The 12387-nt window shown below is 65.4% G+C and carries 12 protein-coding genes and 2 pseudogenes; 6 read left to right on the top strand and 8 right to left on the bottom strand.

Annotation, left to right across the window (positions count from 1 at the left end; all coding sequences use genetic code 11):
- Nucleotides 1–93: 93 nt before the first annotated feature.
- From ACUDAL_RS03330 to ACUDAL_RS03320, 3 genes are all read right to left on the bottom strand, one after another.
- Complete coding sequence (locus ACUDAL_RS03330) at nucleotides 94–591, bottom strand: hypothetical protein (RefSeq protein WP_444677141.1); 498 nt, start codon at nucleotides 589–591, stop codon at nucleotides 94–96.
- 320 nt (nucleotides 592–911) lie between these two features.
- Entirely contained in the window at nucleotides 912–2873 is a 1962-nt protein-coding gene (locus tag ACUDAL_RS03325; protein WP_444677140.1) for a M48 family metalloprotease, read from the bottom strand.
- 32 nt (nucleotides 2874–2905) lie between these two features.
- A complete protein-coding gene (locus ACUDAL_RS03320; protein ID WP_444677139.1) occupies nucleotides 2906–3502 on the bottom strand; it encodes a LemA family protein in 597 nt (198 codons plus the stop codon).
- A 237-nt stretch (nucleotides 3503–3739) separates the two neighbouring features.
- On the opposite strand from ACUDAL_RS03320, the gene ACUDAL_RS03315 reads away from it, so the two are divergent.
- The 5 genes from ACUDAL_RS03315 (at nucleotide 3740) to ACUDAL_RS03295 (ending at nucleotide 6286) form a co-directional block, all read left to right on the top strand.
- Complete coding sequence (locus ACUDAL_RS03315; protein WP_444677138.1) at nucleotides 3740–3865, top strand: hypothetical protein; 126 nt, start codon at nucleotides 3740–3742, stop codon at nucleotides 3863–3865.
- A 2-nt stretch (nucleotides 3866–3867) separates the two neighbouring features.
- Nucleotides 3868–5232 carry a DUF1538 domain-containing protein gene (locus ACUDAL_RS03310; RefSeq protein WP_444677137.1) on the top strand — a complete coding sequence of 455 codons (1365 nt, stop codon included), beginning with the start codon at nucleotides 3868–3870 and terminating at the stop codon, nucleotides 5230–5232.
- Nucleotides 5229–5543, top strand: a complete 315-nt coding sequence (locus ACUDAL_RS03305; RefSeq protein WP_444677136.1) for a P-II family nitrogen regulator — start codon at nucleotides 5229–5231, stop codon at nucleotides 5541–5543. Before ACUDAL_RS03310 ends, ACUDAL_RS03305 begins: the two co-directional genes overlap by 4 nt.
- Before the next feature lie 57 nt (nucleotides 5544–5600).
- On the top strand, nucleotides 5601–5987 hold the full coding sequence (locus ACUDAL_RS03300; protein WP_444677135.1) for a CBS domain-containing protein: 387 nt from the start codon (nucleotides 5601–5603) through the stop codon (nucleotides 5985–5987).
- Nucleotides 5988–6151: 164 nt separating this feature from the next.
- Nucleotides 6152–6286: a hypothetical protein gene (locus tag ACUDAL_RS03295; protein ID WP_444677134.1), complete on the top strand. Its 135-nt coding sequence runs from the start codon at nucleotides 6152–6154 to the stop codon at nucleotides 6284–6286.
- Between the two features lie 139 nt (nucleotides 6287–6425).
- Here the strand turns inward: ACUDAL_RS03295 and pepN are convergent.
- The 5 genes and pseudogenes from pepN to ACUDAL_RS03270 all read right to left on the bottom strand — a co-directional run bounded on the left by pepN (nucleotide 6426) and on the right by ACUDAL_RS03270 (nucleotide 11418).
- Nucleotides 6426–9055, bottom strand: a pseudogene (gene pepN, locus ACUDAL_RS03290) (aminopeptidase N).
- A gap of 95 nt (nucleotides 9056–9150) precedes the next feature.
- Nucleotides 9151–9555, bottom strand: a complete 405-nt coding sequence (locus tag ACUDAL_RS03285) for a YbaN family protein (RefSeq protein WP_444677133.1) — start codon at nucleotides 9553–9555, stop codon at nucleotides 9151–9153.
- Nucleotides 9556–9698: 143 nt separating this feature from the next.
- Entirely contained in the window at nucleotides 9699–10229 is a 531-nt protein-coding gene (locus ACUDAL_RS03280; protein WP_444677132.1) for an Hsp20/alpha crystallin family protein, read from the bottom strand.
- 168 nt (nucleotides 10230–10397) lie between these two features.
- Nucleotides 10398–10883 (bottom strand): YajQ family cyclic di-GMP-binding protein, encoded by a 486-nt coding sequence (locus tag ACUDAL_RS03275; RefSeq protein WP_444677131.1) that lies wholly within the window; start codon nucleotides 10881–10883, stop codon nucleotides 10398–10400.
- A gap of 67 nt (nucleotides 10884–10950) precedes the next feature.
- On the bottom strand, nucleotides 10951–11418 hold the full coding sequence (locus tag ACUDAL_RS03270) for a GNAT family N-acetyltransferase (protein WP_444677130.1): 468 nt from the start codon (nucleotides 11416–11418) through the stop codon (nucleotides 10951–10953).
- A gap of 175 nt (nucleotides 11419–11593) precedes the next feature.
- On the opposite strand from ACUDAL_RS03270, the pseudogene ACUDAL_RS03265 reads away from it, so the two are divergent.
- Nucleotides 11594–12073, top strand: a pseudogene (locus ACUDAL_RS03265) (RimK-like ATPgrasp N-terminal domain-containing protein); the annotation flags it as partial.
- Between the last annotated feature and the right edge of the window lie 314 nt (nucleotides 12074–12387).

Here is a 12387-nt window from a genome sequence, read left to right as displayed (position 1 = left end):
CGAGAACGAAGAGGCCGCGAACCAAGCAACCGAGAGCCAAGCACGATGAGCAACGGCGCTAGCTGAGCCGAGCCGAGCGCAAGCGCCCCGCGCTCACTGCGTCTCGAACGATGGCGGCGCGCTGCGGGGCTCACGGCGTTCGGCTTCCTCGAACTGCTCGTCAAGCTGCCGTTGCGCCTCTTCGAAGCGCCGCTCCGTCTCCTCTAGCAGGGCATCGATATCGGACTGGGTCACCTCACCGCGACGCTCAGCCTCTTCGTCGATGGCAGAAGTCGTGCCCGGGTCGCCGATCTGCATGGGCTCGAGCGTGGAACGAAAATCGGTCGATTCCTCCATCGGTTCCAGCGCCGTTCCCTCCTGCTCGACCTCCTCGTACTGCTCGTCGATCTCGCGCTGCGCCTGTTCGAAGCGCCGCTCCGTCTCCTCGAGGACTGCGTCGATATCCGAGCGGGTAGGTTCGCCGGGCAAGGCCCCGCCGTTGTCCAGCGTGGCCTCGGGCGAGCCGCCCAGCGTACCCGCGTCGTCCCCCGCGCCAACCTCGTCCGGCTGCGCCGGGTCACCGCCGGCCTGCGTTCCCTCCGCCGGCGGCATGGCGTCCTCATCCGCCGGCGGCGGCGTTTCAGGCTCGCTGGGCTCGGTCTCGACCTGAGGCGCGTCCGCGGGCGCCTCGTTCTGCTCCGCAGGGGCGGTCTCGGCCGGCTCCTCGGCGTCGCCACAGCCGGCCAGGCCCAGTGATAGGGTCAGCGCGACCGCTGCCGGAATCCAGGGGTTTTCGCCATGCCTTTCTCCCTATTCATCGGTGGTGTCTCAAGGGGTGGCTGCAAAACGTGGCCGCAAAACATTGCCCCAGTAGGCACTTATTGCAGCAAACCCGCGCCTGCGCTGCAAGGGGCGCTGCCTAGCCCTTCTTGTTACCTCGCTGCAGCCCACCCTGCAGCAGGCCTCAGCCCGGCAGCGGTCAGCGGCAGCGGGCAACCCAGCGACCAGGCCACCGCGCGCAGCAGCTCCGCCTCTGCCGCGGTCACACGTCCGTCGTGGGTGACGCAGCGCCCCATGGCCTCGATCAATAGGGCCCGCTGTTCCACGGCCAGCCGCTGACAGCCCGCCAGGGCGCGGTCAAGTTCTGCCGGCGTGGCAGGCTGCTCCAGCATTGCCGGCGCCGTGGGCAACACGGCCACCGCCTCACCATAGGCGGCCAGGGCCTGCTCGCGAGAGGTGTCGCCCGCGCCGGCCAGGCTCGACAGCAGGCAGGCCACGGCAGCCTCCTGATCGGCCAGCCGGTCGCCGCGCACACGGGCGCCACGCTGCCCTTCGATACCCGCCATGACCAGGCGATGCAACGACCACGGCAGCGCCCCGGGTTGGCGCTCCTGCGCCATCAGCGAAGCGAGGCAGGCACGGAAGCGGGCGTACTGGGTGGTGCTGAGCTGGCGCAGCACCGGCAGCGCCAGCTCGATCAGCGGCAGCCGCTGCCCCGCATCGAGCGTCTCCAGCGCCGCGCCCAGACGATCCAGCTCGGCTAACACCTCGGGCAGCGCCTGGTCGAGCAGGGCCTGACGCTGACGCTCGCGGCTGGCCGGGTCGACGCCCATGAGGATGCCGTAGACCAGCGCCCGGGCGGCATAAGGGTCGTGGGCCGCTGCCAGCAGTCGGGCATCGAGCGCCGCCAGCACCTGCCGCGCCTGGCCGATGTCCTCCTCGCCGAGCCGGCCTATTTGTTCGCGCAGCCGTTCGGGCAGCGGCTCAGCGTTGGTAGCAGCGGGAACGGTGGCGCCACGGGGCGGTGCCAGCCCTGCGGCCCTGCTGTCCCGGGTGGCAGGCCCCGCAGGCGCCTCGTCACCCGGGGTGCGCTGGGGCGGCGGCAGCGTGCCGTCCCACTCTGGCTCGATGCGCCGAATGCGCATCGCCAGCGGCGGATGCGTAGCCGTCAAACCGCGCAGCCCCCTCACGCCGCGGCCGAAGTAGAAGTGGCTGAACTCCGAGGCCCGGGCGGCACGCAGCTCCGAGCCGCCCGCGTGCGCTGCCAGCTGCTTCAGCGCCCCGGCAATACCGGCCGGATTACGGGTGTACTGGACGGCGCTGGCATCGGCCAGGAACTCGCGCTGGCGACTCACGGCGGCCTTGATCCAGTTGCCGCACAGCGTACCGATGAACCCTATGGCCATGAGCGCAAGGCCAGCCCCCAGCAGGACAACATGGCCGTTGCCCTGACGGTTGCCGGCACGCACGCGCCGGCTGCCCGAGGCCCCGTGCAGCAGCAATCGGCCGGCTAGCCCGATCAGCAGGATGCCATGCAGCAGCGCCACGAGCCGCATATTGAGACGCATGTCGCCATGCAGGATGTGGCTGAACTCATGGGCAATGACGCCCTGCAGCTGGTCTCGGTCGAGCTGCTGCAGCGCCCCGCGGGTAACCCCGATGGCGGCGTCGTGGGCGGCGTGGCCGGCAGCGAAGGCGTTAATGGCCGGTTCATCCAGCACGTACACGGCCGGCACGGGCATACCGGAGGCGAGCGCCATCTCCTCGACCACGTTGAGCAGCCGCTGCTCGTCGGCATTCTGGCTGGTCGCATTGACCAGGCGACCGCCCAGCGCTTCGGCCACGGCACCGCCGCCGGCGCGCAGCTGGCGGTGGCGCACCAGGCTGCCAAGCCCCACCACCATGACAACGGCGACCGTCACGCTTGCCAGCAGCAGCGGGTCGAAGAGCGGGCTCGCTACGGTGCCGGGCGGTGCACTTTCATTGAACAGCGCCAACGCCAAGGTGATGACAAGCGTTGCCGCCGCCACCATGCCCACGATCGCAATGACGAGCAGGACGATGAGGCGGAGCGTCAGGCGGCGCGCCTGCGCCTGAGCACCAAAGAAATCCATGGCGTCTCCTTGCAAGCGTTCGCGCCGGCGACTCAGAACCTGACGCTCGGCGCCGCCTGGATGGCGGCACTATCCTGGAACTCCAGCAGCGCCGCGTCTTCGCGGTGGCCCAGCGGCCCGGCCAGCAGCACCGGCGGGAAGCTCTGCCGGTAGGAGTTGTAGTGCATCACAGCATCGTTGTAGGCCTGGCGGGAGAAGGCCACGCGATTCTCGGTGCTGGTCAGCGTTTCGCTGAGCTGGCGCATGTTCTCCGACGCCTTGAGATCGGGGTAGGCTTCCATGGTCACGTTGAGCCGCCCCAGGGCCGCCCCCAGCACCCCTTCCGCCCCGGCCAGCTCGGCCATCACGCCAGGCTCGCCCGGGTGTGCGGCTGCAGCCTTGAGGCCGGCCAGGGCGGCGTTGCGCGCCTCGGTGACCGCCTGCAGCGTCTCGCGCTCGTGGGCCATGTAGGCCTTGGCTGTTTCCACCAGATTGGGAATCAGATCGTAGCGCCGCTTGAGCTGCACCTCGATCTGGGCAAAGGCGTTCTGGTAGCGGTTCTTCAACGCCACCAGGCGGTTGTAAACGCTGACCCCGTAAAGCACGATCAGGCCTATAGCCACCAGCACGATGATGAGGGTGACATTCATCTCTCTGTTCTCCTTACCGGTGCACGACGAAGCTTGATTTCTATCAAACCGCACGTATTAGCGTCTGCTCAAGGTTAAAGGCCGGTGATATAGTGAGCGCGCCGTTGCCGCCCGCGCGGCAGTGACGAGTACGGCAACCACAAACCGCCGAAAGTTGACAGGCTAGCCTGTTCGCGCCCCCGCGACAGTCCGGTACTGGCCATCGTCTCAACGCAACAGGGCTCCAGGGAGTCGGTATTGGCACAGCAATTCAAGGATTTCTATCACGCACTAATCCATGCGCTGCGCAACCTGCTGCCTATCATCGTGGTCGTGGCAGCGTTCCAGGCTTTGTTGCTGCGGGAGTGGCCCGAAGGGGCCTGAGCATGGCGGCAGGGCTGCTGATCGTGGCGGTGGGCGTGGCGATGTTCCTGCAGGGGCTCGAACTGAGCATCTTTCCAGTCGGCAAGCGGCTGGCCAACCAGTTCGCCCGGCGCGGCTCCATGCCGCTGCTGATGCTGTTCGGGTTCGCCATCGGCTTTTCCGCCGTGGTCGCCGAACCCGCCCTGATCGCCGTGGCCGAGCAGGCGGCGCTAATCAGCGAAGGACGCATCGACGCTCTCATCCTGCGCCTGATCGTGGCGACCTCAGTGGGGCTGGTGATGGCACTCGGAGTGTTTCGCATCATCCTTGGCCACCCGTTGCACTGGTACATGATCGTGGGGTACGTGCTGGTGGTGGTGGTGACCTTCTTCGCGCCCGAGGAGATCGTCGGGCTGGCCTACGACTCCGGCGGCGTGACCACCAACATCGTTACCGTGCCGCTGATAGCGGCGCTGGGCATCGGGCTGGCCGCCTCCATCCGCGGGCGCAACCCGCTGATCGACGGCTTCGGCCTGGTGGCGCTGGCGGTCATGGTGCCAATGATTAGCGTGCAGCTCTACGGCATCCTGGTCTACGCCGACCCTGACGTGGCCAACGCCGCCGCCCTGGCTCTGGTCGAGGACGACGCTCAGGCGCCCTCGGGGCTGCTGGTGCTGATCCTCGACCTGTTCGGCATGCTGCGCGATGTGCTGCCGATCATTCTGGTGATCCTGTTCTTCCAGCTGGTGGTGCTGCGGCGCCCGCTGGCCAGCCCGGTCAAGGTCGGCGCCGGCTTCGTGCTGGTGATCGTCGGGCTGTATGCCTTCGTGGTGGGCCTCAAGCTAGGCCTGTTTCCCATCGGCCAGAGCATGGCGGAACAGCTGGTCACCTTCGACAGCTGGCTATGGGTCTATCTCTTCGCCTTCTGCATCGGCTTCGCCACCACCATGGCCGAGCCCGCCCTGATCGCCGTGGGCCAGCAGGCCGAGGAAGCGGCAGCGGGCAAGATCCAGGGCAACGTGATCCGCATCCTGGTCGCGCTCGGGGTGGCCATCGGCATCACCATCGGCGTGCACCGGATCATCACCGGCGACTCCATTCACTACTACATCATTGGCGGCTACGTGCTGGTGATCCTGCTGACCGCCCTGGCACCGCGCTATATCGTGGCCCTGGCCTTCGACCTGGGCGGCGTGACCACCTCAGAGGTCACGGTGCCGCTGGTGACCGCCCTGGGCATCGGCCTGGCCAGCCAGATCGAAGGACGCAGCGTGCTGATCGACGGCTTCGGGCTGATCGCCTTCGCCTCGATCTTCCCTATCGTGACCGTAATGGTCTATGCCATTCTCATGGAAAGAGTGGCGCAGCGTGGAGGCAAGACGACATGAAGTTTTCGCTGTTGGTTGCCATCGTGCCCGAAGAGCTGGAGCAGGAGTGCATCGACGCCTCGACCGAAGCAGGCGCCGTCGGCATGACGCTGATGTCCGGCCGCGGCATCGGCGGCGAGCGCAAGAAGACCTTTTTCGGCCTGACCTTCGAGGGCAGCCAGAGCATCATGCTCATCACCCTGGAGAAGGGGCTCTCGCTCAAGGTGCTCAAGGCCATCCGTCATGTGCTCAATCCGACCGGAGAGGGCTCCAAGGGGCTGGTCATGACGCTGCCGATCGAGCACCTGGGGGCATCGACATGGCCCAGGTGAAACGCTTCGAGGAACGCCTCAGGCATGAGGCCTGACCGATAGACGGAGAGAACCGCAATGCTGGTCAAAGACATCATGGTGCGTGACGTGGTCACGGTCTCACCCTTCGCCACCCTGCGCGATGCCCTGGGGCTGATGAAGCGCCATAACCTCAAGAACCTGGTGGTGGAACAGCAGGACCCCCACGACGCCTGGGGCCTGATCACCTACACCAACATTCTCAAAACCATCGTGGCTGAAAACGGCGATATCGACCTGATCAACGTCTACGACGTCTGTGCCAAGCCTGCCATCGGCGTCGGCGAGTCGCTGGATGTGCGCCACGTGGCCAGGCTGATGACCGACAGCATCGTCAAGCGCGTGCTGGTGCTCGAGGACAACCGGCTGCTGGGGCTGGTCACCATGGATGACATCGTCGGCACCGTGCTCGACCTGATCGAGTAGGCCACCGTTTACCATGCAGGAATTCTTCGGCTGGCTGGGCGAGACCCTGGGCGACCTCATCCGCTTCGTGGTGGATCTGCTGATCCTGTTCTTCCACAATCTGGGCGGCGCTTCGCGGGTTTCCTGCAGGGGCTTTCCACGTCGCTGGGCATCCCCCGACGCTGATGAGCCTGGCCACCCTGTTGGTCGGCCTGTGGCTACTCTACCTGGCGCTGCGCGCCCTGATGAGACGGCGGCTGGTAGCCACGCTGATCTGGGCGATTCTTGGCGTCACCGTACTGAGCTGGCTTATCCAGTGACGCCTTCGCAGCACAACGCGCACGTGGCGGCCTGAACCCCCAGCCTGGGGCCAAGCCCCTGGCTGCCCCCTCTTGCCTTCCTCCGCCGCCCTGAAAAACGACAGGGTATCACCTAGCAAGGCGATACCCTGCCACAGGCTCAGGCCAGCGCCTTCTCAATCACCTCGTAGAGGTTGGGCGATAGCTTCTCGCCACGAATGCGCTCGAGCTCGCCTTTCATCAGCGCCTGACGCGCCTCATCGAAACGCTGCCAGCGCGTCAGAGGCGTGACCAGGCGGGCGGCGATCTCGGGGTTGAGGCGGTTCAGCTCGATCACCACATCGGCCAGCAGCCGGTAACCCTCGCCATCGGCACGGTGGAAGTTGATGCGATTCTGGTTGGCGAACGTTCCCACCAGGGCACGCACCTTGTTGGGGTTCTTCAGCGAGAAGGCGGGGTGGGTCATCAGGTACTTCACCCGCTCCAGCGCATCCGGCTGCGGCCGGGTCACCTGCACGGCGAACCACTGGTCCATCACCAGCGGGTCGTGGGCCCACTTCTCGCCAAAGGTGCGCAGCGCCGGGTCCGCCAGGTCGCTGCGGCTGCTGTGGGTCAGCAGCGTCAGCGCCTGTCGCACGTCGGTCATGTTGTGATCGGCCTCGAACTGGCGACGGGCAAGCTCGATGCCCTCCTCGTCCTCGATCGCCATCAGGTAGCCAAGCGCGACGTTCTTGAGGCTGCGCTCACCGATCTGCTCGGGCTCCGGCGCGTAGGGGGTGTCGCGGTGATTGTCCTGGTAGAGATGCAGGAAGTCGTCGCGCAGGGCAGCGGCCAGCGACTGCTCAACAAACCGGCGCGCAGCATGTATGGCTTCGACGTCTACCCGCGGCTGCTGTTCGGCAACATAGGCTTCGCTTGGCAGCGTCAGCATCTCGGCCAGCACGGCCTTGTCGTCGCCACCATGCGCCATCAGAGCGCGGAAGGCCTCGACCACGCGCGGGTCCATGACCTTCTCCACGCCATTACGATGCGCGGCGATCAGGTCGTCCAACGCCAGCATCGCCAGCCGCTGGCCCGCATCCCAGCGGTTGAAACCGTCGGAATCGTTGGCCAGCAGGAAGGCCAGTTCCTCACGACTGTAGGGGAAGCGCAGCTGAACCGGCGCCGAGAAACCGCGCAGCAGGGAGGGCACTGGCGATTCGGCAACCTCGGTGAAGACGAAGGTCTGCTCCTCTTCGCGCAGGTGGATGACGCCGTCGCTGCCGAGGGACTCCCCATCGAGCGTCAGCGGCAGGTCACGCCCGGTCTTGGAGCCCACCAGGCCCATGCGCACCGGGATATGCAGCGGCGCCTTCTCCGGTTGGCCGGGCGTAGCCGGTGTGCGCTGGCGCAGCGTTAGGCGATATTCGGCGTTGGCGTAGTCGTACTCGCCGTGGGCGTCGATCTCTGGCGTACCAGCCTGAGCGTACCAGCGCATGAACTGCGAGAGGTCCTGTCCCGACGCCTCGGCCATGCAGTCGACGAAGTCCTCGATGGTCACGGCCTGGCCGTCGAAGCGTTCGAAATAGAGGTCGCTGCCGCGCCGGAAGGCCTCCCAGCCCACCAGGTTGCTGAGCATGCGCACCACCTCGGCCCCTTCTCGTAGATGGTCAGGGTATAGAAGTTGCCGATCTCGATGTAGTGGTCGGGGCGCACCGGGTGGGCAGTCGGTCCGGCATCCTCGGCGAACTGGGCGGTGCGGAAGAAAGAGACGTCCTCGATACGCTTGACCGGTGCCGAGTTGACGTCAGCGGAGAAGCACTGATCGCGAAAGACCGTGAAACCTTCCTTCAGCGAGAGCTGGAACCAGTCGCGGCAGGTCACGCGATTGCCCGACCAGTTGTGGAAATACTCGTGGGCGACGATCCCCTCGACTCTCTGGAAGGCGGCATCGGTAGCGGTATGGGGGTGGGTCAGCACCGCTGCAGAATTGAAGATATTGAGCCCCTTGTTCTCCATGGCGCCCATGTTGAAATCGTTGACCGCCACGATCATGAACAGGTCGAGGTCGTACTCGCGGCCGTAGGCCTCCTCATCCCAGGTCATGGCGCGCTTGAGCGAGGCCATGGCATGGTCGGTCTTGCCCAGGTTCTCCTCCTCGACCCAGATCTGCAGCGTGACCTCGCGCCCGCTGCGCGTGGTAAAGCGATCCTCCACCTTCTGCAGGTCGCCGGCCACCAGGGCAAACAGGTAGCTGGGTTTGGGGAAGGGATCGTGCCAGGTAACGAAGTGGCGCCCCCGGGCAGCTCGCCCCGCTCTACCGGATTGCCGTTGGAGAGCAGGACCGGCAGGCTCGCCCGATCGCCGATCAGCGTGGTCGAGAAGGTGGCCATGACGTCGGGGCGATCGGGGTAGAAGGTGATGCGCCGGAACCCTTCTGCCTCGCACTGGGTGCAGTACATGCCGTTGGAGAGATAAAGCCCTTCGAGCGCCGTGTTCTCCTTGGGCGCGATCTCGACTTCGGTGTCCAGCCGAAAGCTGGCCGGGGACGATGCACGGTGAGCCCGGTTTCGGTCAGCGCGTAGTCGCCTCCGCCCAGCGGCTGGCCGTCAAGGGCGATGTGCTTGAGGGTCAGCTGTTCGCCGTCGAGCACCAGTGCCTCCTGCGCCATACACTCGGGATGGCGCTCGATCTGCAGGCTTGCCTTGACTCGGGTCGCCGCTGGGTCCAGCTCGAAGCTCAGTTCGACGTGGGTGACACGGTAGGCGGGGGGCGATAGTCGTGGAGATACGTGGGCTTAGGGTCAGACATCGTGAACGGCTCCTGTCCATGGTTGGGCACCATTGTAAGGCGCCCCGCTCCCCAAGCTCAAAGTGATGGCACAAGCGCTGGCCAACGCACCGCGTTCAGCGCCGCACGAGCCGGGCGGAGGCGGCCTCGATCCCGGCGGGTTCAGGCCGCGTGGCAATCCAGGCGCCAAGCAGGACCAGGCCGGTGATCAACAACAGCTTCAACCACACCAGGCTCAGGGTGATGCCAAGCACCAGCACCGAGAAGCCCAGCATGGCCACGGCGAGATACTTGGCGTGACGCGGGATCGCCCGCTCTCCCTCCCAGGCGACCACGGTGGGGCCGAAGCGCGGGTGCTCACGGATCCATAGGGCGAAGCGAGGCGAGCCCCGCGACGCGGCCCATACCGCCAGCAGCATGAAGCAGGTGGTCGGCATCAGTGGCACGAAGACCCCGATGACGCCCAGAGCGAAGCTGACCCAGGCCAAGACAATCAAGGCGGCGCGGCGAAGCGAAGACATGCGCTATCTCCAGCGGCAGCAAGGGAATGCCTTCATTTAAGGTCATGCTGGCAATACCAGCCAATCGGCTGTGGCTATGACGCCGTTTAGCAGGACAAACGAGCCCGCTCGGCGGGCTCGTCAACATCTACAGGGAGCGAAACTCAGCGGATGGGAATTTCGCGGCGGGTCGGTTTGGCATCGGCGCTGCGCGGCACGCGCACCGTCAGCACCCCCTGATTGAAAGACGCCAGGATCTCTTCCACCTGCGCATCCGCAGGAAGGTCCAGCACGCGCCGGAAGCTGCCGTAGGAACGTTCGATACGCTGGAAGCGATCCTCCTGGGAACTGGACTCCTGGCGCTTTTCGCCTTCGATGACCAGGCGGTGGTCATCGAGGGTCAGCTTGATATCCTTTTCGTCGACTCCCGGCACCTCGATGCTGATCACATACGCATCGTCGCGCTCGGCAATATCGAGCCTTGGCTTGAGCAGTGCCGGCATCTCGCCAAAACGGCTCTCAAGCGACGGCATGCCGAACTGACGCATGACGTTGTCCATCCAACGATCGAGTTCCTGGTGCATGCCCAGCAGCGGCGAAAGCTCGCCGTGCCGAGGCTCTACCGGCGCCGGAGCCGCTGAATCGTGGCTTTCGCTCTTGAACCAGTTCCAGGGGGAAAATTTCTGCAGATTCATACGCCACCTCCTGTTCGTTGCTCATTCGTGACGCATCGGGGCGTGCCTGAACGGCACTCGATTGCAAGAGCAGAATTGGCGGTGGCGGTAAAAATTTCAAGGCTTCCACTACGTTGATTTGAGATAGATCAAGAAATGGCCGCACGTGCTGCCGGCCATCGCCTCGCCTCAGTCGCGGAAGTTGTCGAACTGCAGGGCCAGCTCAGGGCCATCTTCCCCACGCAGCAACGCCATGACCTGCTGCAGGTCGTCACGCTTCTTGCCGGTCACCCGCACTTTCTCGCCCTGGATCTGTGCCTGGACCTTGAGCTTGCTGTCCTTGATGCGCTTGACGATATCCTTGGCTTCCTTCTGCTCAAGCCCCTGCTTGAGCACCACCTTCTGGCGGGCGCGCACGCCCGAGAGCTCAGGTTCTTGAACATCCATGCAGCGTGCGTCGATGCCGCGCGCGATAAGGCGGTTGCGCAGCACGTCGACCATCTGCTTGAGCTGGAAATCGACTTCGGCTTCGAGCTGCACCGTCTCCCCGTCGAGTTCGAAGCTGGCCGTCACGCCCTTGAAATCGAAGCGCGACTGAACCTCGCGGTTGGCCTGGTCGACGGCATTGCTGGCTTCATGTTTATCGAATTCGGAGACGATATCGAAAGAGGGCATGTGCTTGTCCTGGTGGCGATAGGGTGAGCAAAGTCTACCAGCACCGGCGCCACCCTGCGCAGCGCGATCAGTCGGTTGCCGGAAGCAGCGACTTGCTCATCTGCCAGCCGGCGCAGCCATCTTCGTAATAGGCGTCGAGCCAGCGTTCGAGCCGAAATCCCATGCGCCGATAGAGGCCAAGCGCGATGCGGTTATCCGCCCGCACCTCAAGCCCAAGCACCAGGATGCCCCGCTCGAACGCCGCTTGTTCAAGCGCCTCCAGCAACCGGCGCCCTACCCCACCGCCACGGGCCTCCGGATGCACGCAAAAGGAGTAGAGACGTGCTCGCAGGCTGCCCTGGCGAAACAGCAGGGTGCCGTAGCCCAGCAGCTTTTCTCCCGCCTCGTCCTGTGCCACCAGCGTAAGGGCGTTCGCTCGGTTGAGCAGATGCCAGAGCTGGCGGCGGTTGAAACGGTCGCCGCTGAATGCCACCTGTTCCAGCCGAAAGAGCGCCTCCAGGTCATCGGGCGATGCCTGACGCAACGTTGTGAGCATGCTGTCCATCCACAAGGCTATTTTGTAAACGAGAGGAAGAAATGGCGCCAACGCCCCGCGCAGCCGCCGCCAACATGAAATCATTTCACCCGCCGTCACGCTTGTCGATAACCTGACGCGCGGGCATGCTGGCCGCAGTTTCGAGGCTACCCCCAACCGTTCAGGGAATCCGCCCATGTGTCCCTTGCGCATCATCGTCGACCGCCTCGAAGACTGGCGGCCCTACTATCCTTCGGAGGACCTGATCACGGCCGATCAGTTTCTTTCCCTGGATCGACGCCACCGATCGGGAGACGACCAGGACCGCTCGACCCACATCATCAACCTGAGCAGTGAGCTCGACTACCTCGGCACGGGGTACTACGTCTCGCTGCTGGCCCAGGCTCGCGGCCAGCGCGTGCTGCCAACGGTGGAAACGCTGAACGAGCTGTCGCGCAAGGCGCTGATCGACCTGCAGCTCGACTCGTTGGGCCCGCTGCTGGGCGAGTTGGCACGCCAAGGCCGCCTGACCGGCGACAGCCTGACGCTGCGCGTGCTGTTCGGCGAGTGCCTGGAACCGGCCCTGGCCCGCCTGGCCCGCAAGCTCTTCGAACGCCTACCCTGCCCGCTGCTCGAAGCTCGCCTGGTCCGGCGGCACGACCTGTGGCGTCTGTCACGCCTGAAGCCGATTCGCCTGCGCGACCTCAACGCTGAGGAACAGGACCTGTTCGCCACGGCGCTCAACCGCCATTCACGTAAGGTCTGGCGAACCCCCAAGGCGCGGCGGCGCTACCGCTTCGACCTGGCAATTCTGGTCGACCCCAAGGAGGCCCTGCCGCCGAGCAACCGCAGCGCGCTCAAGGCGTTCATTCGCGCCGGGCGCAAGCTGGGCATCGATGTCTCGCTGATCACTCGACGCGATGCCGGGCGGCTGGCCGAGTTCGACGCGCTGTTCATCCGCGAGACCACGGCACTGGACCACCATACCTA

It is taken from the genome of Halomonas sp. E19 (assembly GCF_052439355.1).
Taxonomy (GTDB): Bacteria; Pseudomonadota; Gammaproteobacteria; order Pseudomonadales; family Halomonadaceae; genus Halomonas.
The sequence above is the reverse complement of the archived record's forward strand: the minus strand, read 5'-3'. Positions and strand labels throughout refer to the sequence as shown.

Coding starts and splice junctions, on each gene's coding strand:
- ACUDAL_RS03330 (WP_444677141.1), bottom strand. CDS start 591: ATGCCGCCGGCGGAGGGAACGCAGGCCGGCGGTGACCCGGCGCAGCCG.
- ACUDAL_RS03325 (WP_444677140.1), bottom strand. CDS start 2,873: ATGGATTTCTTTGGTGCTCAGGCGCAGGCGCGCCGCCTGACGCTCCGC.
- ACUDAL_RS03320 (WP_444677139.1), bottom strand. CDS start 3,502: ATGAATGTCACCCTCATCATCGTGCTGGTGGCTATAGGCCTGATCGTG.
- ACUDAL_RS03310 (WP_444677137.1), top strand. CDS start 3,868: ATGGCGGCAGGGCTGCTGATCGTGGCGGTGGGCGTGGCGATGTTCCTG.
- ACUDAL_RS03305 (WP_444677136.1), top strand. CDS start 5,229: ATGAAGTTTTCGCTGTTGGTTGCCATCGTGCCCGAAGAGCTGGAGCAG.
- ACUDAL_RS03300 (WP_444677135.1), top strand. CDS start 5,601: ATGCTGGTCAAAGACATCATGGTGCGTGACGTGGTCACGGTCTCACCC.
- ACUDAL_RS03295 (WP_444677134.1), top strand. CDS start 6,152: ATGAGCCTGGCCACCCTGTTGGTCGGCCTGTGGCTACTCTACCTGGCG.
- ACUDAL_RS03285 (WP_444677133.1), bottom strand. CDS start 9,555: ATGTCTTCGCTTCGCCGCGCCGCCTTGATTGTCTTGGCCTGGGTCAGC.
- ACUDAL_RS03280 (WP_444677132.1), bottom strand. CDS start 10,229: ATGAATCTGCAGAAATTTTCCCCCTGGAACTGGTTCAAGAGCGAAAGC.
- ACUDAL_RS03275 (WP_444677131.1), bottom strand. CDS start 10,883: ATGCCCTCTTTCGATATCGTCTCCGAATTCGATAAACATGAAGCCAGC.
- ACUDAL_RS03270 (WP_444677130.1), bottom strand. CDS start 11,418: ATGCTCACAACGTTGCGTCAGGCATCGCCCGATGACCTGGAGGCGCTC.